Raw genomic sequence first — 20,877 nt, 5'->3', positions numbered from 1 at the left:
AGGGTCAAGCCAACGCGTTGCACATGCCGAGCGCCATGCAATCCACTTCGAACGGCCCGAGAAAATCCGCCGAGACTTTTACCGGCGGATTGCCAGCCATCAGCCCCAGCGTATTCGCCCGTTCGATGTTGTGCGCGATATTGTGATTGGCCTCTATGGCCCGCGCCAGTGCGCCTACCGAGCCTTGGCCGATTCCCAATAGCGAAGCGCCGTTGGTGAAGAATGCCAAACCGGCGATCACCCAAAGTCTGTAGCCTTTCATGCGCCGCCGACTCCAGCGAGTTCGGCCCGGTCGACCATCACGCTTTGCGAGCGGACTTCGAACTGGATGCCGGGGTGGGCGACTTCAATCGGGGCCTCGAAGCGATGCTCCATCTGCGAGGCGATGCTGACGACCAACACCACGGCCAGGTACAGACCGATGGCCAGGTAAGCGCCGCGTTTGGCTGAATGAAGGATTGCGCTGGCCATGGTGTTCTCCCGTGGGCATGTTTCGATGTCCACAGAATCGATCAAAAAAGCCGCGCGAACCACTCAGGGTTTGCCATAGTAAACATCAGCTTCGTTGATTATTTAGCCAGTCTATTTGCGTGCTTGAAGAAACCTATCGTGCTGCGAAAAACACACGCACACGTGTAGGAGCTGCCGAAGGCTGCGATCTTTTGATTTTGCTTTTGCCGATCGTTCCCACGCAGAGCGTGGGAACGATCAAACAAGATCAAAAGATCGCAGCCTTCGGCAGCTCCTACAAGGGAGTTGTGTGCAGACTTTCAGTGTTGGGCTTTGTGATCCAGGGCGGCGTAGAAGTTGGCGCTCTGTTGCAGGTATTTCTGGGTGTAGCTCTGGGTGTGGGATTTTTTGCTGGCGATTTCAACGTTGGCACCGGCTGGCAGTACCACGGTGGCAGAGATGGCGGAAGCGGCAATCACAGAGAAGAGATTGAAGTTCATGGCGGTAACCCTCGTGTTCGGTTGGCTTGTTTGCCCGGTTGGGCCGTGAAGCAAACTTAACGCTCGAGGGTTGATCGCTTGAAATGCTTTGTAGCATTACCGGATATCAGCGCGATTAATACAAAGAGGCAGGCCCCGTAAACCGGGGCCTGTGGCTTATTGTCGCACTAGAAACTTGAGGTCGCTGGGCGCGTCCATCGGCAGTTTCTGCACGGTTTTGCCGAGCAGACCGGTCTTGCCGTCGCGCTCGACGACGACAATTTCGTTGCTTTTCTGGTTGGCGATCAGCAGGAATTTGCCACTTGGGTCGAGGCTGAACTCGCGCGGGTGATCACCTTCCACCGAGCGTTTTTGCAGCTCTTTGAGCTGGCCGCTCGCCGGATCAATTGCAAACACCACCAACTGATTGGCGGTGCCACGGTTGCTGACGTAGAGGAACTTGCCATCCGCCGAGGCGTGCAGCGCCGCACCGGCCTTGTCCGAAGTCGGCTGGCCGGCGGCCAGATCGACCAGTTGCGTCTGGGTCAGCACGCCGTCGTTATAGTCGAACACCGCGACTTGCGCGCTCATCTCCATGGTCAGCCAGGCGTGTTTGCCGTCTGCGCTGAACAGCAGATGGCGCGGGCCGCTGCCGGCGGGCATGGCGACCGAAGCGGTTTTCGCCGGGGTCAACGGCAGCTCCGGGTTGGCTTTCGGGTCGAATTGGTAGATGAAGACTTTGTCCGCACCGAGGTCGTTGGAGAACACATAGCGTCCGTCCGGCGAAGAGACCGTCGAGTGCACGTGGTTCGACGCCTGACGCTCGGGATTGACCCGGCTGGCCGGGTGCGCGCTCATCTGCACGACGGGTTTAAGTTTGCCGTCGGCACCGACCGGCAATACCGCCAGCGTTCCACCCGGATCTTCCACCACCGAATAGTTGCTGACGAACAAGTGGCTGGCGTCACCGCTGAGGCTCGAATGGGTCGGTTCGTTGCCCAGGCTCTGCACCTGATTGATCAGAGTCAGGGCGTGGGTTTTCGAATCAATCGAATAGCTGCTGACGCGGCCGACCGGGTCTTTCTGGCCCGGGCCGTTTTCGTTGACCACGAACAGCCTACGCTGGTCTTTGGACAGGGTCAGCCATGACGGGTTTTCGCTTTTGACCACCTGCAGCGGTTTGGCGGCGATCTGGCCGGTGGCGCTGTCGAAGTTCATTCGATAGAGGCCTTGGCTTGTGTTGGCGGTGTAGGAACCGACCAGCAACTGGAAGTTCTCGGCGGATGCGCTGGAAAGCCCCATGGCACCGACGCTGCCGGCCATCAGCAGCGGCCAGAATTTACGCATTTTCATCAGTGTCATCCTCATCGTCGCTGCTGCTGACTACGTCACCATGGCAGACCAGGCGGTGTTCGCCGATCGCTTTGGTTTCATTGAAATAACCGACGATCAGCCAGCTTTGCAGGGAGTCATCAAACGTTGCCGCTGCAACCTGAGCCGGAGTGAATTCCCAATGCTTGGCCGCGCGGCCATCGATGCATTCGATGTGCAGGTTGTCGTCTTCATCGAGGGCGAATTCGAAGGCGTGCAGGCCGTCGATTTCGACCATTCCGCAGTGTTCGAGAGCGTTGAGAAGGGTTTGGGCAGTCATGGCAAACAGTCTTTCTAGGGGGGAAAGGGCCAATGATAGCTCAATGTGATCCAGAGGCCCCGCTGTTACCCCTGTGGGAGCGAGCTTGCTCGCGAATGCAGTGTGTCAGTCGACAAATATGTTTCTGATACACCGCTTTCGCGAGCAAGCTCGCTCCCACAGGGGATATTGGCTGTCAGTTACAACGCGTCGCGTGAGGGCTTGCCGTCGACGAGGCGCTGGATGCGCAACGGGTTGGCATTTTTCAGCGGCTCCGGCAGCAAGCTGTCCGGGTAATTCTGGAAGCACACCGGGCGCAGGAAGCGGTCGATGGCCAGCGTGCCCACCGAAGTGCCGCGCGCATCGGATGTCGCCGGATACGGCCCGCCGTGGACCATCGAATCACAGACCTCGACACCGGTCGGATAACCGTTGAGCAGGATCCGCCCGACCTTCTGTTCCAGCAACGGCGTCAGCTCAGGGAAGCGCTCAAAGTCCGCCAACTCACCAATGATCGTCGCGGTGAGTTGCCCGTGCAGGCCATGCAGCGCAGCGCTGAGTTGCGCCTTGTCCGCCACTTCGACAATCACCGTGGTCGGGCCGAACACTTCTTCCTGCAGCACTTCATCGCCATCGATCAACAGACTGGTATCGGCCTTGAACAACTGCGGCTGGGCCTGATTGCCTTGCTGCGGATTGCCGGCCAGATGCTCAATGCCGGAATGCGCCAACAGCTTCTGCAAGCCTTTGCCGTAACTGCCGAGGGTGCCGGCGTTGAGCATGGTTTGTGCCGGTTGATCGCCGATCAAACCGGCGACTTGCTGCACGAACGCGCTGAACTGCGGCGAGCGAATACCGATCACCAGCCCCGGATTGGTACAGAACTGGCCGCAGCCTTGCACCACCGAAGCGGTCAGGTCGCGGGCGACGGTTTCCGAACGCTCGGCAAGGGCCTGCGGCAGAATGATCACCGGGTTGATGCTCGACATTTCGGCAAACACCGGGATCGGCTGCGGCCGTGCGGCAGCCATGTCGCACAGCGCTCGACCGCCCTTGAGCGAGCCGGTGAAGCCAACCGCCTGAATCGCCGGGTGCTTGACCAGCCATTCACCGACGCCACCGCCATAGATCATGTTGAACACGCCGGCTGGCATCGCGGTTTTTTCTGCTGCACGAATCACCGCATCGGCAACCAGCTCAGCCGTGGCCATGTGGCCGCTGTGAGCCTTGAACACCACCGGGCAACCGGCGGCCAAGGCCGATGCGGTGTCGCCGCCAGCCGTGGAAAACGCCAGTGGAAAGTTGCTGGCACCGAACACGGCTACGGGGCCGAGACCAATGCGGTACTGGCGCAGATCCGGACGTGGCAGCGGTTGACGATCCGGCAGGGGTAAATCAATTCGCGCACCGTAGAAATCGCCTCGACGCAGAACCTTGGCGAACAAGCGCATTTGCCCGCTGGTACGTCCGCGCTCACCCTGAATGCGCCCGGCTGGCAACGCCGTTTCGCGGCAGACCACAGCGACGAAATCATCACCGAGCGCATCCAGTTCATCGGCTATCGCATCGAGAAACTGCGCGCGGCGTTCGGCGCTGAGGCTGCGATAAGCAGGATACGCGGCAGCGGCGGCTTTAGCGGCGGCGTCGACCTCTTCAACCGTGGCCTGAATGAAATCGTGCGGCAATTGTTCGCCCGTCGTGGCATCGACGGATTGCAGTTTGACGTCGCCAGCAGCACTGCGCTGACCGCCGATGTAGTTGTGACCGAGAATCTGAGTCATGGGATCTCCTTAAAGGGTGCCGATGCTGTCCGGCTCAAAAGCGGCCGCGATCGGCACAATGCCGTTGACCAGCGGTGCGCCGAATTCGGCCTGGCTGATTTCGAACAGGTCGCCCGGTTGCGTGCGGATGCCGTCGGCAAACGACAGAGTCGCGGTGCCGAAGAAGTGTATGTGCACGTCGCCCGGGCGCAGGAACTGACGGTATTTGAAGTGGTGGTATTCGAGGTTGGCGAGGCTATGGCACATGTTTGCCTCGCCACTGAGAAACTCGTTCTGCCAAAGCACTTCGCCTTCACGCAGGATGCGGCTGGTGCCTGCCAGATGTTGAGGCAGTTCACCGGTGCGAAGTTCCGGACCATAGCTGCAGCTGCGCAATTTCGAATGTGCGAGGTACAGGTAATTCTTGCGCTCCATGACGTGGTCGGAGAATTCGTTGCCGACCGCGAAACCGAGGCGATAAGGCTTGCCGTCGCTGCCGATGATGTAGAGGCCGGCCATCTCCGGTTCCTCCCCGGCGTCTTCAGCAAACGGTGGCACCGGGAAAGGTTGGCCCGGACGCACAACGATGCTGCCGTCGCCCTTGTAGAACCACTCCGGTTGCACACCGGCCTGCCCCGCCGCCGGTTTGCCGCCCTCCACGCCCCATTTGAAAATGCGCATGGTGTCGGTCATCGTCGCTTCGTCGCCAGCCTGCTGGTGCATTTTGTCCCTCGCCGAGGCGCTGCCCAAGTGGGTCAGGCCGGTGCCGCTGATCAACATGTGCGCCGGGTCCGGGTGGTCGAGTGGCGGCAGGATGCGCAGTTGCGCGAGCAGTTCGGCGTAGTCGTGGCTGATGCCGAGACCGAGGTTTTGCACTTGCTGCTCAAGGGAGTGGCCGGCCTCGATGGCGGCCAGGGCCAGATCGCGCACGCTGCGCGCGTCCTGGACTTCGCGCACCAGACCGTTGTCGACCACGCCGACGCGGCGCTCGCCGTTGCTTAATTCGAATTGAACCAGATGCATGATTTTCTCCTATTCCCTCAAAAACACCGCAGATCCCCTGTGGGAGCGAGCTTGCTCGCGAAAGCGGTGTATCAGTCACTCACAATGTTGAATGTGATTGCCTCTTCGCGAGCAAGCTCGCTCCCACAAGGGATTCGCGTGAATTCCAGCATTCAGGTGCGGGTGGCGCCGCGTGCGCTGGCGGCGAATTGGTCCACTGGCAGGACGTGTTTGCGTTCCAGCACTCGATAAACCACGCCCGTCAAAATCAAGCCGAACACCATCACCCCCGAGAGGAAGTACAGGCCGGACGCAAGATTCCCGGTGTACTCCTTCAACGCGCCAATCACGAACGGCCCGATGTACCCGCCGAGATTCCCCACCGAATTGATCAGCGCAATCCCCGCCGCCGCACTCGCGCCAGCAAAGAACCGCCCCGGCAAGGTCCAGAACACCGCGGTGCAGGAAAACAGCGCAAACGCCACCAGACACAGCGCCGCCAGCTGCGCCACCGGCAACGACAGCCACGCACTCATGAACAAGCCAATTGCGCCCAGCACATAAAGAACGGCGAGGTGCCCATAACGATCATTCAAACGGTCAGAGCTGCGCGGCACGATCAGCAACCCGATGATCCCGAAGATGTACGGCACCGACGAGACGAAACCGGTGACCAGGTCACTGCCGCCAAACTGTTTGATCAGCGTCGGCAACCACAAACCCAAGCCATAAATGCTCAACGTCACCGGCAGATAAAACAGCGCCAGCAACAACACCCGTTTGTCCTTCAGCGCATGCAACGGATTGCCGTGACGGGTCTGGCCATATTCCTGCAGATCCTTTTTCAGCTCACCGGTCAGCCAGTCTTTCTCGGCCTGATCCATCCAGTTCACTTGCTGCGGGCCGTCCGGCAACCAGCGCAATACCGGCCAGGTCAGCAGGATCGCCGGGGTGCCGATGACGATAAACAGCCACTGCCAGCCGTGCAGGCCAAGGACGCCGTCCATCCCGAGCAAACCGCCGGACACCGGGCCGGTGATCATCATCGCGATCGGTTGCGAAAGGATGAACAGCCCGAGGATCTTGCCGCGATGGCGCACTGGGAACCATTGGGTGATGTAGTAGAGAACGCCGGGGAAGAACCCCGCCTCGGCCGCGCCGAGCAGAAAGCGCATCACGTAAAAACTGTGCGGCCCCTGGACGAACGCCATGCCGATGGTGATCGCGCCCCAGGTGATCATGATCCGCGCAAACCAGCGTCGTGCGCCGAAGCGTTCGAGCATCAGGTTGCTGGGAATTTCGAGGAGGAAGTAACCAATGAAGAACAGCCCGGCGCCGAGGCCGTAAGCCGCATCGCCAATGCCGATGTCGGCGCCCATGTGCAGCTTGGCGAAGCCGACAGCGGAGCGATCCACATAGGCGATCAGGTACAGCAGGATCAGGAAAGGAATCAGTTTCAGCGTAATGCGCCGTATCAGCCGCAGTTCCTGGCTCATGAGATCGGTCTCCGATTGTTGTTTTTATAGAACCTCGGGGGACGCCTCTCACGGAAAACCGCCAGGGCCATCCCTCCGTCGAAAACGACTATATAGTAATACTAATTCACCAACAACACTTCCAAACCTAGGATTTTGCGCTTAGATTAAGCTGTAGCTGGAACACTATAGTCATACAATAAGAGAATCGATCATGTCTGATAAGAAACCCACCCTGCGCTCCGCCCAATGGTTTGGCACGGCCGACAAGAACGGCTTCATGTACCGCAGCTGGATGAAGAATCAGGGCATCGCCGACCACCAGTTTCATGGCAAGCCGATCATCGGCATCTGCAACACCTGGTCGGAACTGACCCCGTGCAACGCGCACTTCCGCCAGATCGCGGAGCACGTCAAACGCGGGGTGATCGAGGCTGGCGGTTTTCCGGTGGAATTCCCGGTGTTCTCCAACGGCGAATCGAACCTGCGCCCGACCGCCATGCTCACCCGCAACCTGGCGAGCATGGACGTTGAAGAAGCGATTCGCGGCAACCCGATCGATGGCGTAGTGCTGCTGACCGGTTGCGACAAAACCACTCCGGCGCTGCTGATGGGCGCGGCCAGTTGCGACGTGCCGGCCATCGTCGTCACCGGCGGGCCGATGCTCAACGGCAAGCACAAGGGCAAGGATATCGGCTCGGGCACCGTGGTCTGGCAGCTCAGCGAGCAGGTCAAGGCCGGCACCATCACGATTGACGATTTCCTCGCGGCCGAGGGCGGCATGTCGCGTTCGGCGGGTACCTGCAACACCATGGGCACCGCATCGACGATGGCCTGCATGGCTGAAGCACTCGGCACCTCGCTGCCGCACAACGCGGCGATTCCAGCGGTGGACGCACGACGTTACGTGTTGGCGCATATGTCCGGCATGCGTGCGGTAGAGATGGTTCGCGAAGATTTGAAACTGTCGAAGATTCTGACCAAAGAAGCCTTCGAAAACGCTATCCGTGTGAACGCTGCTATCGGCGGTTCGACCAACGCGGTGATTCACTTGAAGGCCATCGCCGGGCGCATCGGTGTCGAGCTGGATCTGGACGACTGGACCCGTATCGGTCGCGGCATGCCGACCATTGTCGACCTGCAACCGTCGGGGCGTTTCCTGATGGAAGAGTTCTATTACGCCGGTGGTTTGCCAGCGGTGCTGCGCCGTCTCGGTGAGGCCAATCTGATTCCCAATCCGAATGCGCTGACCGTCAACGGCAAGTCCATCGGCGAGAACACCAAGGACGCGCCGATCTATGGCGAAGACGAGGTGATCCGCACGCTCGACAATCCGATTCGCGCCGACGGTGGCATCTGCGTGTTGCGCGGCAATCTGGCGCCGCTCGGTGCTGTGCTCAAACCGTCCGCCGCGACCCCGGAATTGATGCAGCATCGTGGCCGCGCGGTGGTGTTCGAGAACTTCGACATGTACAAGGCGCGGATCAACGATCCGGAGCTGGAGGTCGATAAGGATTCGATTCTGGTAATGAAGAACTGCGGGCCGAAGGGTTATCCGGGCATGGCTGAAGTCGGCAACATGGGCTTGCCGGCCAAGCTGTTGGCACAGGGTGTGACGGACATGGTGCGCATTTCCGATGCACGGATGAGCGGCACGGCGTACGGCACGGTGGTCTTGCATGTGGCGCCGGAAGCGGCGGCCGGCGGGCCTTTGGCGACGGTGCAGGAAGGCGACTGGATCGAGCTGGATTGCGCCACCGGGCGTTTGCATCTGGACATCCCGGATGCTGAACTGGCCGCGCGCATGGCGGATCTGCAGCCACCGCAGCAATTGTTGGTGGGCGGCTATCGTCAGCTGTACATCGACCATGTGCTGCAGGCGGATCAGGGCTGTGACTTTGACTTCCTGGTCGGTTGCCGAGGGGCTGAAGTTCCGCGCCACTCTCACTGATCACACAAATCCCTGTGGGAGCGAGCTTGCTCGCGAAGACGGCGGTACATTCAACTGTAATGTTGTTTGACCCACCGCTTTCGCGAGCAAGCTCGCTCCCACAGTTGTTCTTTACCCGCCTCAAGATTGTGCCGTGCCTGCTATGATGCGCGGCATCTCCATCGCTCAGGATCGCGCCGTTCCCCATGGATTACCGCAAACCCTCCGACCGCAAAAGCATGCACTCGCGCATCGTCCAGGAACTGGGCATGCAGATCGTCTCCGGACGCTTCAAGCCCGACGACAAACTGCCCGCCGAAGCCTTGCTCTGCGAGGAATACGCGGTCAGTCGGCCGGTGTTGCGTGAAGCCACGCGGGTGTTGGTGGCCAAAGGTCTGGTGTATTCCAAGCCGCGAGTGGGAACAGTGGTCAAGGCGCGCCGCGAATGGCACATGCTCGACCCGGACGTGCTGCACTGGTTGATGCAGAGCAGCCCGCAGAATGAGTTTTTCAATGTGCTGACCAGTGTGCGCAGCATTATCGAGCCGGCGGCTGCCGCCCTCGCCGCTCAGCACGCCACCGATGCCGATATCGCGGCGATTGGTGAGGCGTACCAGCGCATGGAGGCGGCGCCGACGCCGGAAGCGTTGTTGCAGCCGGATCTGGATTTCCATAGCCGGATCGCCGATGCGACGCACAATGATCTGTTGGCGAACCTGTGCAACATGTTATCGGTGGCGATTGCCGAGGCGTTGAAGCACTCGAATCAGCGGCCGAATCTGCATGAATTGGCGTTGCCTCGGCATAAAGCGATTTTGACGGCGATCGAGAATCGTGATGCGCTGGGGGCTCGGCATGCGACGTTGGTGCAGTTGGATGATGCGCGTAGTGCGCTCAGCGTTGTGCTTGGCACAGAACTCTCTTAAATTTTTAACCCTCTTGCCCTCACCCTAGCCCTCTCCCAGAGGTAGAGGGGACCGACCGAGTTGTGCTGCGTCATACATCGACCTGAAAAACCGAGTCGATTATGGATTCAAAGCAAATCGTTCAAGTCGGTGTAAATCTCCAATATTCCCCAATCAGTCCCCTCTCCCTCCGGGAGAGGGCTAGGGTGAGGGGCTGTTGATCTTCAGGCACAAAAAAAGCCGCAACCCTAAGGTTGCGGCTTTGTCGTTTCAGCCCTTCAGATCAATGCGCAAACAGCGAATTGCCCTTCTGCCCCGCCAGTTTCTCAGGCTTGATCAGGAACTTCGCCAGTGCCGGCAGCAGCCACAGCGCACCGAACATGTTCCACAGCAGCATGAAGGTCAGCATCAGGCCCATGTCAGCCTGGAACTTGATCGCCGAGAAGATCCAGGTGCACACACCAATCGCCAGGCACAGACCGGTAAACAACACCGCTTTACCGGTAGATTTCAGCGTCTGGTAATAGGCTTCCTGCAACGGCAGCCCCGCACGCAGGAAACTCTCCAGACGGCTGTAGATGTAGATGCCGTAGTCGACACCGATCCCGACACCCAGCGCTACCACCGGCAAGGTCGCAACCTTCACGCCGATGCCCATGAACGCCATCAGCGCGTTGCCGAGTACCGAGGTCAGTACCAGCGGCAGGACGATACACAAGGTCGCCGCCCACGAACGGAAGGTGATCATGCACATCACCGCCACGCAGATGTACACCAGAATCAGGATGGTCAGCTCAGCCTGTTTGATGACTTCGTTGGTGGCCGCTTCGATCCCGGCGTTACCGGCGGCAAGGATGAATTCCAGACCGTCCTTGTTGTTGTCCTTGGCGAATTCCTGCACCGCGTGCACCGCACGATCGAGGGTTTCGGCCTTGTGATCGTTGAGGAACACCAGCACTGGCGCCAGCGAGCAACTGTTGTTGTAGAGACCGTCGGCGCGGGCAATCGAGTTGTTCAGCACATCCGGGTTGCGCGACAGGGTTTCCCATTTCAGGTTGCCCTCGTTCATGCCCTTGATCATCTGCTTGGACACAGTCACCAGCGAGATCGCCGACTGCACGCCCTCGGTGTTCTGCATCTTCCACATCAACTCGTCGATCGGCGCCATGGCTTCATAACGCGAGCAGCCTTCAGCCTTGGTCTTGACCATTACCACCAATACGTCAGAGCTGGTGGAGTAATTGCTGATGATGAAATTGTTGTCCTTGTTGTAGCGCGAATCCGGACGCAGCTCCGGCGCGCCCTGGTCGAGGTCGCCGATTTTCAGGTTCTGGCTGTACCAGAGGCCGCCGCCGAAGGCGATCAGCGCCAGCACCACCGAGATGCGTGCGACTTTCGGGTTGGCGAAATTCGACAGCAGGCGCCAGAACGGGTGTTCGCGGTTCGCGTCCTTCTTGCTCCTGGCAATCGCGCGCTTGCTGATGCCGACATAGGAAATTGCCACTGGTAGCAGGATCAGGTTGGTGAACACGATCACCGCCACGCCGATCGACGCGCCGATGGCCAGTTCACGGATCACGCCGATGTCGATGATCAGCAGCGTGATGAAACCCACCGCATCCGCGAGAATCGCGATCATCCCCGGCAGGAACAGTTGCCGGAAAGTGCGCCGCGCAGCGGTAAGGGCGTTGTCGGCCTCGCTGGATTGCAGGGCGATACCGTTGATCTTCTGCACGCCGTGGGAAATACCGATGGCGAAGATCAGGAACGGCACCAGCATCGAATACGGATCGAGCCCGAAGCCGAAGAAGTGCATCAAGCCGAGCTGCCAGACCACCGCCACCAGCGTCGTACTCAACACCGCAATGGTGCTGCGCACGCAGTTGGTGAACCACAGCAGCAGGATCAGGGTGATGACGAAAGCGATGCCGAAGAACAGCACCACCATCACCAGACCGTCGATCAGGTCGCCGACCTTCTTGGCGAAACCGACAATGTGGATCTTGACGTTGGGATTCTGCGCTTCGAACTTGTTGCGGATCTTGTCTTCGAGTTCATGGGAGAACTTGCGATAGTCCAGCGCCAGCAACTTGCCCTGGTCTTCCGGATCCGGATAGGACTCGAGCAGCGGGATATCGACGATGCTCGACTTGAAGTCGTTGGCCACCAGCCGCCCGACCTGACCGGACTTGAGCACGTTGTTGCGCAGCAGGTCGAGGCTGTCCTGCGAGCCGTTGTAGCTCTGCGGGATCACTTCACCACCGGCAAAACCCTCTTCGGTCACTTCGGTCCAGCGTACGCTCGGGCTCCACAGCGACTTCAGCCCGGAGCGATCAACGCCGGAGATGTAGAACACCTCGTCGTTGATCTGGCGCAGGGTCTCCATGTATTCCTTGGAGAAGATGTCGCCGTCCTTGGCTTCCACCGAAATCCGCACGGTGTTGCCCAGGTTCGCCAGATCGTTGCGGTGCTCCATCATCTTCTCGATGAACGGATGCTGGAGCGGGATCATTTTTTCAAAACTGGTCGACGGCCGGATCAGCGTCGCCTGCCAGAACAGGAAAATGCTCACCACCAGACAGATCAGGATCACTGCCGGGCGATTGTTGAAAATCAGGCGTTCAAGAAACGTCGCCTTGTCCTGCTGAGGAGTGATCAAGGAAGTCATAGCCCCGCCTTCTTGTTATTGATCTCGGCACCGTTCGGCTGTGTGGTGTGGAGACCACCCTGCCCGCTCAGAATCAGGTTGCCGTCGCCGGCAGCCGTGACCGATGACAGCGAGATGCGGTCCGGACGGTTGAACACGCTGAAGGTCTCGCCGTTGTCGCTGCTGCTGATCACCGAACCGCCGTTGCCAACGATCACGATTGAGCCGTCCGGCAGCAAGGTTGCGCCAGACAGGCCGAACTCCAGCGCACCGCGCGCGGCTTTCAGTTCGACCTGCTCCCAGTTACTGCCGAAATCGGTGGAGCGATAGAGGTTGCCGCGCAAGCCGTAAGCCAACAGGGTTTGCGCCTGCGCCGTGCCGATCACGCCGAACAACGAACCTTCGTACGGGCCTTGGAGTTTTTCCCAGGTCTGGCCGTCGTTGGCGGAGCGGAACATGCTGCCCGACTCGCCGACGATAAACAGCCCGGCATCCTTCACCGCCGCGATGGCGTTGAGGTGGAACTGGTCTTCGTTGTCGAGGCGGTCGCTGACATCTTCCCAATTCTTGCCGCCGTCGGTGGTTTCCAACAGCGCACCGTAAGCGCCCACGGCGAAGCCGCTGTTGACGTCCTTGAACCAGACATCGAGCAGCGGCGATTCACGTTTGAGGTCTTCAAATTGCTTGGTCCAGGTCAGACCGCCGTCTGCGCTGGCGAGGATTTGCGCGTCATGCCCGACCGCCCAGCCGTGTTTGTCGTCGACAAAATACACGGCGGTCAGCAGTTGCCGGCTCGGCACCTTGGCCTGGATCCAGGTCTTGCCCTGGTCATCGGAATAGAGAATGTGCCCGCGATCGCCGACCGCCACCAACCGTGCTCCGGCGTGGACAACATCGAGAATCAGGCTCTTCGCGGCTTTGCCGGATTCGGTGGCATAGACCACGTCGGCTGGCGCCTCGGCGGCCATCACCGGTGCCGATAACGTGGCAAAGCCCAGCAGAGAGAGTGCTGTGGCCAGCAACGCGGTGTTGCGTAACGCCGGCGGGCGGCAACGACTCATAGACCTTCCCCTATTTATTATTGTTAGGCCATCTGGCCTTCAAGGGCGCCGCAAGTGTGCTCCGTTGATGGCTGCTCAGGAGCATAGTCCTGAAACCCGCAATCCAGAGCCACTTCGGAAGCTGGCTCATCCTATCGGGCTTTCGAAACGTCTGACAATCGGCGCCACGTTATCTTTTGTTAACCGAAAGCCGCTCTCTGTAACGAGGCAATTCCCCTGTGGGAGCGAGCTTGCTCGCGAAGGCGGTGTAACAGTCACCCTTTCTATTGGATGACACACCGCTTTCGCGAGCAAGCTCGCTCCCACAGGGGTTAAAGGTAATCTTCGGATTTGTGGTGGCGAGTGAATGCAGCGCCATTCGCCGGATGGATGAGGCAAATCTTGCGAGGGGGACTTGCACGATCGGTATTATGGTATACCATCAGACGCACAGACACTCTCAATCCCTCAACGGAGCAGCTCATGAGTTTCGAAATTCGCAAGATCGTCAGCTATGTCGAAGAAACCTTCATCGAAGGCGGCAAGGCCACTGACAAGCCAGTGACCATGGTCGGCCTCGCCGTGGTGATGAAAAACCCTTGGGTGGGCAACGGTTTCGTTGAAGACCTCAAGCCGCAGATCCGTGCCAACTGCTCCGACCTCGGCGCGCTGATGGTCGAGCGTCTGGTCGGCATCATCGGCGGCGCGGAAAAGATCGAGGCCTACGGCAAAGCCGCCGTGGTCGGTGCCGATGGCGAGATCGAACACGCCTCCGCCGTGATCCACACCCTGCGCTTCGGTAACCACTACCGCGAAGCCGTCAACGCCAAGAGCTACCTGAGCTTCACCAACAAACGCGGCGGTCCGGGCACCTCGATTCAGATCCCGATGATGCACAAGGACGACGAAGGTCAGCGTTCGCACTACATCACCCTGGAAATGCAGATCGAAGACGCGCCGCGTGCCGACGAAATCGTCGTCGTGCTGGGTTGCGCCGACGGTGGCCGTCTGCACCCGCGCATCGGCAACCGCTACATCGATCTGGAAGAACTGGCCGCCGAAAAAGCCCAGTAATCACAATAAAAAGGCACTGCAGGAGCGCTCCATGATTCGGCTCACCGCTGAACTCACCCCGGCTGGCACCAGTTACCTGGCGACCGGCCAAGGCCAGCCCGTGGTTTTGATCCACGGCGTGGGCCTGAACAAAGAAATGTGGGGCGGGCAGATTGTCGGCCTGTCCAGCCAGTACCGGGTGATCGCCTACGACATGCTCGGTCATGGCGCCAGCCCGCGACCGGCCAGCGGCACCGCCCTGCTCGGTTACGCCGATCAGTTGCTCGAGCTGCTCGATCACCTGAATCTGCCGCAGGCAGCGGTGATCGGTTTCTCCATGGGCGGTCTGGTCGCGCGGGCCTTTGCCCTGCATTACCCGCAGCGCCTGCAAAGCCTGGTGGTCTTGAACAGCGTGTTCAACCGCAGCGAAGAACAGCGTGCCGGCGTCATTGCCCGTACCGCGCAAGCGGCGGAACATGGCCCGGACGCCAATGCCGAAGCGGCGTTGTCTCGCTGGTTCAGCCGTGAATATCAGGCGGCCAACCCGGCGCAGATCGCCGCATTGCGCCAGACCCTCGCCAATAATGATCCGCAGGGTTACCTGACCACCTACGAATTGTTCGCCACTCAAGACATGTACCGCGCCGACGACCTGGGCAGTATTCAGGCGCCGACGCTGATCGCCACTGGCGAACTCGACCCGGGTTCGACCCCGGAAATGGCCGAGCAACTGGCCCGTCGCATCCCCGGTGCGAAGGTTGCCGTGCTGCCCGAGCAACGGCATATGATGCCGGTAGAGTCGCCGCGTCTGGTTAATCAGACGCTGCTGGAATTTCTCCAATTCGCACACTCCCGACAAAACCATATAAAGGGGATCGTTGCATGACACTCGCACGCTTCCAGATGTGCATCGGCGGAGAATGGGTCGACGCCCTCTCCGGCAAGACCTTCGAAAGCCTTAACCCGGCCACCGCACAAGCCTGGGCCGAACTGCCTGACGCGGATGAAGCGGACGTCGAACGTGCCGTGCAATCGGCACAGACCGCATTCGACAGCCCGGCATGGCGTGGCCTGACTGCCACCGCGCGCGGCAAACTGCTGCGCCGTCTCGGTGACTTGATCGCCGAAAATAAAGAACAACTGGCGCAGCTGGAAAGCCGCGACAACGGCAAGCTGATCCGCGAAACCCGTGGGCAAGTCAGTTATCTGCCGGAGTTTTTCCACTACACCGCCGGCCTGGCCGACAAGCTCGAAGGCGGCACGCTGCCGCTGGATAAGCCCGACCTGTTTGCCTACACCGTGCACGAAGCGATGGGCGTGGTTGCCGCGATCATTCCGTGGAACAGCCCGTTGTACCTGACCGCAATCAAACTGGCGCCGGCCCTCGCCGCCGGCAACACGATTGTGATCAAACCGTCCGAGCATGCCTCGGCGACCATTCTTGAGCTAGCGCGGCTGGCCCTCGAAGCGGGGATTCCGCCGGGCGTGGTCAACGTCGTCACCGGTTACGGGCCGAGCACTGGCGCCGCCCTCACCCGCCATCCGCTGATCCGCAAAATCGCCTTCACCGGCGGCGCAGCCACGGCGCGGCATGTGGTGCGCAGCAGTGCCGAGAACTTCGCCAAGTTGTCGCTGGAACTGGGCGGCAAGTCGCCGAACATCATCTTCGCTGACGCCGACCTGGACAGCGCGATCAACGGCGCGATTGCCGGGATCTATGCCGCGTCCGGGCAGAGTTGCGTGTCGGGTTCACGGCTGTTGGTGCAGGACGAAATCTACGACGAGTTCGTCAATCGACTGGTCGAACGCGCCCAGCGCATTCGCATCGGTAATCCGCAGGAAGACCACAGTGAGATGGGCCCGATGGCGACCGCGCAGCAACTGGCGGTGGTTGAAGGCCTGGTCGCGGATGCCATCGCCGAGGGCGCGCGTTTGCGGACCGGCGGCAAGCGCCCAACCGATCTCGGCGAAGGCTGGTTCTACGAGCCGACGCTGTTCGAATGCGATCGCAATTCGATGAAGATCATGCAGGAAGAAGTCTTCGGCCCGGTGGCTTCCGTGATTCGTTTTAAAGATGAAGCCGAAGCGCTGGCCATCGCCAACGACTCGCAGTTCGGCCTCGCCGCCGGCATCTGGACCCGCGATCTGGGCCGTGCCCATCGTCTGGCGCGCGATGTGCGCTCCGGGATTATCTGGGTCAACACTTACCGCGCGGTGTCAGCAATGGCACCGATCGGCGGCTTCAAGAACAGTGGCTATGGACGCGAAAGCGGCATCGATTCGGTGCTGGCCTACACCGAACTGAAAACGGTGTGGATCAACCTGTCTCAGGCGCCAATGCCTGATCCGTTTGTGATGCGCTAGGAGTCCTGCGAAATGATCGAACCCGGCATTTACAAAGACGTCATGAGCTCGTTCCCGTCCGGCGTCACGGTGGTCACCACCGTTGACCCCGAAGGCGGGATCGTCGGGATCACCGCCAGTGCGTTCAGCGCGCTGTCGATCGACCCGGCGCTGGTGCTGTTCTGCCCCAACTATGCTTCCGACACGTATCCGGTGTTGCGTGACAGCAAGAAATTCGCGATCCATTTGCTGTCGGCTGACCAGACCGCCGAGGCCTATGCGTTTGCCGGTAAGGGCAAGGACAAGGCCAAGGACATCGAATGGCACCTGAGCGAACTCGGTAATCCGATCCTGGCCAAGGCCACGGCGATCATCGAGTGTGAGTTGTGGCGTGAATATGACGGTGGCGATCACGCGATCATTGTTGGCGCGGTGAAGAATCTGATCCTGCCGGCGCAACCGGTGACGCCGATGATCTACCACAAGGGCAAGCTCGGCCCCCTGCCAACCCTGGCCTGAGGCGACAATGCGAAACCCTGTGGGAGCGAGCTTGCTCGCGAAGGCGTAGTGTCAGTCGACATCAATGTTGAACGTAGTGACGCTTTCGCGAGCAAGCTCGCTCCCACAAGGGATAGTGGTGACAGGAGGAATGATGAGTAACGAAAAGTACGAAAAAGGCCTGAAAATCCGCACTCAGGTGCTCGGCGAAGCCTACGTTCAGCGCTCTATCGACAACGCTGACGACTTCACCCGCCCGCTGCAGGAAATGGTCACCGAATACTGCTGGGGTCATGTCTGGGGTCGTGAAGGTTTGTCGCTCAAGGAGCGCAGCATGATCAACCTGGCGATGATCTCGGCGCTCAACCGTCCGCACGAACTCAAGCTGCATGTGCGTGGCGCCTTGCGTAACGGCCTGAGTCGTGAGCAAATACGCGAAATTCTGCTTCAGGTCGGCATTTATTGCGGCGTTCCGGCAGCCGTGGACAGCTTCCGGCTGGCCCGTGAAGCCTTTGCCGAAGCCGACGCCGAAGCCTCAGTCAACCCCTCGGCTGTTTAGATGCCCGTCTGGCATGGACAGCCAACCGAAAGAGCGGACCCCATGAAACGCCAGCCACTCGACGACAGCTTCAAGGTCAATCGCAACCCCGTTACCCTGCGCGAAATCGTGCTGGATAAACTGCGTAGCGCGATCATGAATTTCCAGCTCATGCCGGGGGATCGTCTGGTCGAACGCGATCTGTGTGATCGCCTCGGCGTCAGCCGTACTTCGGTGCGTGAAGCCTTGCGTCACCTGGAATCCGAAGGCCTGGTCGAATTCGCCGATGCCAAAGGCCCGCGTGTCGCCATCATCACATTGGCCGACGCCGTGGATATCTACGAATTGCGTTGCGTGCTGGAAGGTTTGATCGTGCAGTTGTTCACCCTGCGCGCCAAAGCCAAGGACATCAAGGCCCTGGAAAAAGCCCTCGACGAGAACCGCAAGGCGCTCAAGGACGGCGAACTGCAACAGGTGATCGACTCGGTGCAGGGCTTCTACGACGTGCTGCTCGAAGGCTCGGGCAACCATGTCGCGGCGACTCAGTTGCGTCAGTTGCAGGCGCGCATCAGCTACCTGCGCGCGACCTCGGTATCGCAGGAAAACCGTCGCGGTGCGAGTAATCAGGAAATGGAGAAAATGGTCGAAGCGATCAAGAGCGGTGATCCGCTGGTGGCGCATCAGGCCTGTGTTGATCACGTTCGCGCTGCCGCTGCAGTAGCGCTCGACTATCTCAAGCGCAAGCAGGAAGAGACCGGCGCAACCCCGGCCATGACCCTGCCCATCGCGCTGAAAGAACCGCGTATAGGTCACTGATATGTTCAGCCCGAGCTATTGCCCGAAATGCGGTGGCCCTGACCTCGGTCAGCAGATACCGGCGGGCGATACGCACGAGCGCCTGATGTGTCGCGGCTGCGGCTACATCCATTACATCAATCCGAAAATCATTGCCGGCTGCATCATCGAGCAGGACGGCAAATACCTGCTGTGCCAACGGGCGATCCCACCGCGCCCGGGCACCTGGACGCTGCCGGCCGGCTTCATGGAAAGTGGCGAAACCACTGAGCAAGCGGCGATCCGCGAAGTCTGGGAAGAAAGCGGCGTGCGCGCGGAAATCGTCTCGCCGTACTCGATTTTCAGCGTGCCGAAGATCAGCGAGGTGTACATCATCTTCCGCGCCATTGCGCTGGAGATCACCGGGCAATACGGCCCCGAAACCATGGATTACAAGTTCTTCGCCCCGGAAGACATTCCGTGGGAACAGATCTATTACCCGGCGATCCGGCAGATTCTCGAGCGCTATATCGAGGAGCGTCAGGCTGGGGTGTATGGGATTTACATGGGCAATGATGATAGCGGCAAGATTCACTTCATCCGCTGAAGATTGCCTATCCCCCTGTGGGAGCGAGCTTGCTCGCGAATGCGGTCAGACATTCAACATGTGTATCGACTGACACGACGCCTTCGCGAGCAAGCTCGCTCCCACAGGGTGGTAGTGGTGTTGCTTAAACTGGGGCGATGCCTTCGACGATGATGATCTCCGCCCTCGCCCATTCTTCGCGGTAACTTTTCGCTTCCTGGTACGCCGCCGAGTGGTAGCACGCCACGGCTTTTTCGTAACTCTCAAACTCGATCACCACGCTGCGCTGCGGCGTCTCGCGTCCTTCCATCGATTCGCTGCGCCCGCCCCTGGCCAGAAACTTCGCGCCAAACTCGGCAAACGCCGCCGGCGCGCGCTGGGTGTATTGGCTGTAGTGATCGGCATCGACTATATCCACATGAGCAATCCAGTACGCCTTCATAGTGACCTCTTTGTTGATTTTGTATTATGGTATACCAATATATTTCCAACGAACCCTGAGAGTCCAGCATGGCCTTCAACAGCATCGAAGAAATCATCGAAGATTATCGTCTCGGCAAAATGGTCCTGCTGGTCGATGACGAAGACCGCGAAAACGAAGGCGACCTGCTGCTGGCCGCCGATCATTGCACGCCCGAGGCGATCAGCTTCATGGCCCGTGAGGCGCGCGGGCTGATCTGTCTGACCCTGACCGACGAACATTGCCAGCGTTTGGGCCTGGAGCAAATGGTCCCGGCCAACGGCAGCGTGTTCAGCACCGCGTTTACCGTGTCGATCGAAGCGGCGGTTGGCGTGACCACCGGCATCTCGGCGGCTGATCGCGCCTGCACGGTTGCCGCCGCCGTCGCGCCGAATGCCCGCGCGGAAGACCTGGTGCAGCCGGGCCATATCTTCCCGTTGCGCGCCAAGGACGGTGGCGTGCTGACCCGCGCCGGGCATACCGAAGCCGGTTGTGATCTGGCTCGATTGGCCGGTTTTACCCCGGCCTCGGTGATTGTCGAGGTGATGAACGACGACGGCACCATGGCCCGTCGCCCGGATCTGGAAGTGTTTGCGCGCAAGCACGGGATCAAGATCGGCACCATCGCCGACCTGATTCACTATCGCCTGAGCACCGAGCACACCATCGAACGGATTGGCGAACGGGAGCTGCCGACGGTGCATGGCACGTTCCGCTTGATCACCTTTGAGGATCGCATCGAGGGCGGCGTGCACATGGCGATGGTCATGGGCGATCTGCGCCGTGAGGAGCCGACGCTGGTGCGCGTGCATGTGATTGATCCGCTGCGCGATCTGGTCGGCGCCGAGTACAGCGGGCCGACCAACTGGACCCTGTGGGCGGCGCTGCAACGGGTGGCGGCGGAAGGTCATGGGGTTGTCGTGGTGCTGGCCAATCATGAATCGTCGCAGGCGTTGCTGGAACGTGTGCCGCAACTGACGCAGCCGCCGCGGCAGTTCAGTCGTTCGCAATCGCGGATTTATTCGGAGGTCGGGACTGGGGCGCAGATTTTGCAGAATCTGGGGGTGGGCAAGCTGCGTCACCTGGGCCCTCCTCTGAAATACGCTGGCCTGACCGGGTATGACCTGGAGGTGGTCGAAAGTATTCCGTTCACTGAATAAAGCTGCCCTCACCCCAGCCCTCTCCCGGAGGGAGAGGGAGCCGACCGAGGTGTTTGCCCACTAGACATCGACCTGAAATACCGAGTCGAACTCAGATTTTGAACAGCACAAAGATCGGCTCCCTTTCCAATGCCGAGTCGAGCGCGG

At 60.0% G+C, this 20,877-nt stretch carries 21 protein-coding genes; 10 read left to right on the top strand and 11 right to left on the bottom strand.

All coding sequences use genetic code 11. The features are described from left to right. Positions 1–4: 4 nt before the first annotated feature. The 8 genes from GTU76_RS21940 to GTU76_RS21905 form a co-directional block, all read right to left on the bottom strand. Positions 5–262: a hypothetical protein gene (locus tag GTU76_RS21940; RefSeq protein WP_016984393.1), complete on the bottom strand. Its 258-nt coding sequence runs from the start codon at positions 260–262 to the stop codon at positions 5–7. Further along, a complete protein-coding gene (locus tag GTU76_RS21935; protein WP_016984392.1) occupies positions 259–471 on the bottom strand; it encodes a hypothetical protein in 213 nt (70 codons plus the stop codon). The genes GTU76_RS21940 and GTU76_RS21935 overlap by 4 nt, the downstream gene beginning before the upstream one ends. A 299-nt stretch (positions 472–770) precedes the next feature. Beyond that, positions 771–950 carry a hypothetical protein gene (locus GTU76_RS21930; RefSeq protein WP_026000548.1) on the bottom strand — a complete coding sequence of 60 codons (180 nt, stop codon included), beginning with the start codon at positions 948–950 and terminating at the stop codon, positions 771–773. A 156-nt stretch (positions 951–1,106) separates the two neighbouring features. After that, a complete protein-coding gene (locus GTU76_RS21925; RefSeq protein ID WP_016984390.1) occupies positions 1,107–2,282 on the bottom strand; it encodes a lactonase family protein in 1,176 nt (391 codons plus the stop codon). Continuing rightward, positions 2,269–2,580, bottom strand: coding sequence for a DUF5629 family protein (locus GTU76_RS21920; protein ID WP_008088034.1), 312 nt, complete (start codon positions 2,578–2,580; stop codon positions 2,269–2,271). The genes GTU76_RS21925 and GTU76_RS21920 overlap by 14 nt, the downstream gene beginning before the upstream one ends. A 179-nt stretch (positions 2,581–2,759) precedes the next feature. After that, positions 2,760–4,340 (bottom strand): aldehyde dehydrogenase (NADP(+)), encoded by a 1,581-nt coding sequence (locus GTU76_RS21915; protein ID WP_180699577.1) that lies wholly within the window; start codon positions 4,338–4,340, stop codon positions 2,760–2,762. A gap of 9 nt (positions 4,341–4,349) precedes the next feature. Further along, the gene (araD1, locus tag GTU76_RS21910; protein WP_175554559.1) at positions 4,350–5,342 is read right to left on the bottom strand and encodes an AraD1 family protein; all 993 of its coding nucleotides are present in this window, start codon (positions 5,340–5,342) and stop codon (positions 4,350–4,352) included. A 152-nt stretch (positions 5,343–5,494) separates the two neighbouring features. Next, positions 5,495–6,817: an MFS transporter gene (locus tag GTU76_RS21905; protein WP_016984386.1), complete on the bottom strand. Its 1,323-nt coding sequence runs from the start codon at positions 6,815–6,817 to the stop codon at positions 5,495–5,497. Between the two features lie 193 nt (positions 6,818–7,010). On the opposite strand from GTU76_RS21905, the gene GTU76_RS21900 reads away from it, so the two are divergent. Continuing rightward, complete coding sequence (locus tag GTU76_RS21900) at positions 7,011–8,747, top strand: IlvD/Edd family dehydratase (RefSeq protein WP_093437804.1); 1,737 nt, start codon at positions 7,011–7,013, stop codon at positions 8,745–8,747. Between the two features lie 185 nt (positions 8,748–8,932). Further along, entirely contained in the window at positions 8,933–9,652 is a 720-nt protein-coding gene (locus GTU76_RS21895; protein ID WP_016984384.1) for a FadR/GntR family transcriptional regulator, read from the top strand. Positions 9,653–9,914: 262 nt separating this feature from the next. On the opposite strand, the gene GTU76_RS21890 is transcribed toward GTU76_RS21895, so the two are convergent. Both GTU76_RS21890 and GTU76_RS21885 read right to left on the bottom strand, forming a co-directional pair. Next, positions 9,915–12,299, bottom strand: coding sequence for an efflux RND transporter permease subunit (locus GTU76_RS21890; protein WP_016984493.1), 2,385 nt, complete (start codon positions 12,297–12,299; stop codon positions 9,915–9,917). After that, positions 12,296–13,339 carry a WD40/YVTN/BNR-like repeat-containing protein gene (locus GTU76_RS21885; protein WP_180699576.1) on the bottom strand — a complete coding sequence of 348 codons (1,044 nt, stop codon included), beginning with the start codon at positions 13,337–13,339 and terminating at the stop codon, positions 12,296–12,298. The genes GTU76_RS21890 and GTU76_RS21885 overlap by 4 nt, the downstream gene beginning before the upstream one ends. 462 nt (positions 13,340–13,801) lie before the next feature. Between GTU76_RS21885 and GTU76_RS21880 the strand changes: the two genes are divergently transcribed. From GTU76_RS21880 to GTU76_RS21850, 7 genes are all read left to right on the top strand, one after another. Next, a complete protein-coding gene (locus GTU76_RS21880) occupies positions 13,802–14,392 on the top strand; it encodes an amino acid synthesis family protein (protein ID WP_007917992.1) in 591 nt (196 codons plus the stop codon). A gap of 31 nt (positions 14,393–14,423) precedes the next feature. Next, entirely contained in the window at positions 14,424–15,257 is an 834-nt protein-coding gene (locus GTU76_RS21875) for an alpha/beta fold hydrolase (RefSeq protein WP_123593801.1), read from the top strand. Then, positions 15,254–16,735 (top strand): aldehyde dehydrogenase, encoded by a 1,482-nt coding sequence (locus GTU76_RS21870; protein WP_122607264.1) that lies wholly within the window; start codon positions 15,254–15,256, stop codon positions 16,733–16,735. Before GTU76_RS21875 ends, GTU76_RS21870 begins: the two co-directional genes overlap by 4 nt. A gap of 12 nt (positions 16,736–16,747) precedes the next feature. After that, positions 16,748–17,233, top strand: coding sequence for a flavin reductase family protein (locus GTU76_RS21865; RefSeq protein ID WP_016984497.1), 486 nt, complete (start codon positions 16,748–16,750; stop codon positions 17,231–17,233). Positions 17,234–17,366: 133 nt separating this feature from the next. After that, positions 17,367–17,771, top strand: coding sequence for a carboxymuconolactone decarboxylase family protein (locus tag GTU76_RS21860; RefSeq protein WP_016984498.1), 405 nt, complete (start codon positions 17,367–17,369; stop codon positions 17,769–17,771). Positions 17,772–17,813: 42 nt separating this feature from the next. Continuing rightward, positions 17,814–18,566 carry a GntR family transcriptional regulator gene (locus GTU76_RS21855; RefSeq protein WP_007918001.1) on the top strand — a complete coding sequence of 251 codons (753 nt, stop codon included), beginning with the start codon at positions 17,814–17,816 and terminating at the stop codon, positions 18,564–18,566. 1 nt (position 18,567) lies between these two features. Then, entirely contained in the window at positions 18,568–19,131 is a 564-nt protein-coding gene (locus GTU76_RS21850) for an NUDIX hydrolase (protein WP_016984499.1), read from the top strand. Between the two features lie 124 nt (positions 19,132–19,255). Here GTU76_RS21850 and GTU76_RS21845 read toward each other — a convergent pair whose 3' ends face one another. Then, positions 19,256–19,552, bottom strand: a complete 297-nt coding sequence (locus GTU76_RS21845; RefSeq protein ID WP_180699575.1) for a DUF1330 domain-containing protein — start codon at positions 19,550–19,552, stop codon at positions 19,256–19,258. A gap of 68 nt (positions 19,553–19,620) precedes the next feature. On the opposite strand from GTU76_RS21845, the gene ribBA reads away from it, so the two are divergent. Beyond that, positions 19,621–20,730 carry a bifunctional 3,4-dihydroxy-2-butanone-4-phosphate synthase/GTP cyclohydrolase II gene (ribBA, locus tag GTU76_RS21840; RefSeq protein ID WP_180699574.1) on the top strand — a complete coding sequence of 370 codons (1,110 nt, stop codon included), beginning with the start codon at positions 19,621–19,623 and terminating at the stop codon, positions 20,728–20,730. Positions 20,731–20,877 lie beyond the last annotated feature (147 nt).

This window comes from Pseudomonas crudilactis, from assembly GCF_013433315.1.
In the GTDB taxonomy this organism is placed as follows: Bacteria; Pseudomonadota; Gammaproteobacteria; order Pseudomonadales; family Pseudomonadaceae; genus Aquipseudomonas; species Aquipseudomonas crudilactis.
The sequence above is the reverse complement of the archived record's forward strand: the minus strand, read 5'-3'. Positions and strand labels throughout refer to the sequence as shown.

Bases quoted from the DNA above. Each gene is read 5' to 3' on its own strand.
- GTU76_RS21940 (WP_016984393.1), bottom strand. From the start codon at position 262: ATGAAAGGCTACAGACTTTGGGTGATCGCCGGTTTGGCATTCTTCACC.
- GTU76_RS21935 (WP_016984392.1), bottom strand. From the start codon at position 471: ATGGCCAGCGCAATCCTTCATTCAGCCAAACGCGGCGCTTACCTGGCC.
- GTU76_RS21930 (WP_026000548.1), bottom strand. From the start codon at position 950: ATGAACTTCAATCTCTTCTCTGTGATTGCCGCTTCCGCCATCTCTGCC.
- GTU76_RS21925 (WP_016984390.1), bottom strand. From the start codon at position 2,282: ATGAAAATGCGTAAATTCTGGCCGCTGCTGATGGCCGGCAGCGTCGGT.
- GTU76_RS21920 (WP_008088034.1), bottom strand. From the start codon at position 2,580: ATGACTGCCCAAACCCTTCTCAACGCTCTCGAACACTGCGGAATGGTC.
- GTU76_RS21915 (WP_180699577.1), bottom strand. From the start codon at position 4,340: ATGACTCAGATTCTCGGTCACAACTACATCGGCGGTCAGCGCAGTGCT.
- araD1 (WP_175554559.1), bottom strand. From the start codon at position 5,342: ATGCATCTGGTTCAATTCGAATTAAGCAACGGCGAGCGCCGCGTCGGC.
- GTU76_RS21905 (WP_016984386.1), bottom strand. From the start codon at position 6,817: ATGAGCCAGGAACTGCGGCTGATACGGCGCATTACGCTGAAACTGATT.
- GTU76_RS21900 (WP_093437804.1), top strand. From the start codon at position 7,011: ATGTCTGATAAGAAACCCACCCTGCGCTCCGCCCAATGGTTTGGCACG.
- GTU76_RS21895 (WP_016984384.1), top strand. From the start codon at position 8,933: ATGGATTACCGCAAACCCTCCGACCGCAAAAGCATGCACTCGCGCATC.
- GTU76_RS21890 (WP_016984493.1), bottom strand. From the start codon at position 12,299: ATGACTTCCTTGATCACTCCTCAGCAGGACAAGGCGACGTTTCTTGAA.
- GTU76_RS21885 (WP_180699576.1), bottom strand. From the start codon at position 13,339: ATGAGTCGTTGCCGCCCGCCGGCGTTACGCAACACCGCGTTGCTGGCC.
- GTU76_RS21880 (WP_007917992.1), top strand. From the start codon at position 13,802: ATGAGTTTCGAAATTCGCAAGATCGTCAGCTATGTCGAAGAAACCTTC.
- GTU76_RS21875 (WP_123593801.1), top strand. From the start codon at position 14,424: ATGATTCGGCTCACCGCTGAACTCACCCCGGCTGGCACCAGTTACCTG.
- GTU76_RS21870 (WP_122607264.1), top strand. From the start codon at position 15,254: ATGACACTCGCACGCTTCCAGATGTGCATCGGCGGAGAATGGGTCGAC.
- GTU76_RS21865 (WP_016984497.1), top strand. From the start codon at position 16,748: ATGATCGAACCCGGCATTTACAAAGACGTCATGAGCTCGTTCCCGTCC.
- GTU76_RS21860 (WP_016984498.1), top strand. From the start codon at position 17,367: ATGAGTAACGAAAAGTACGAAAAAGGCCTGAAAATCCGCACTCAGGTG.
- GTU76_RS21855 (WP_007918001.1), top strand. From the start codon at position 17,814: ATGAAACGCCAGCCACTCGACGACAGCTTCAAGGTCAATCGCAACCCC.
- GTU76_RS21850 (WP_016984499.1), top strand. From the start codon at position 18,568: ATGTTCAGCCCGAGCTATTGCCCGAAATGCGGTGGCCCTGACCTCGGT.
- GTU76_RS21845 (WP_180699575.1), bottom strand. From the start codon at position 19,552: ATGAAGGCGTACTGGATTGCTCATGTGGATATAGTCGATGCCGATCAC.
- ribBA (WP_180699574.1), top strand. From the start codon at position 19,621: ATGGCCTTCAACAGCATCGAAGAAATCATCGAAGATTATCGTCTCGGC.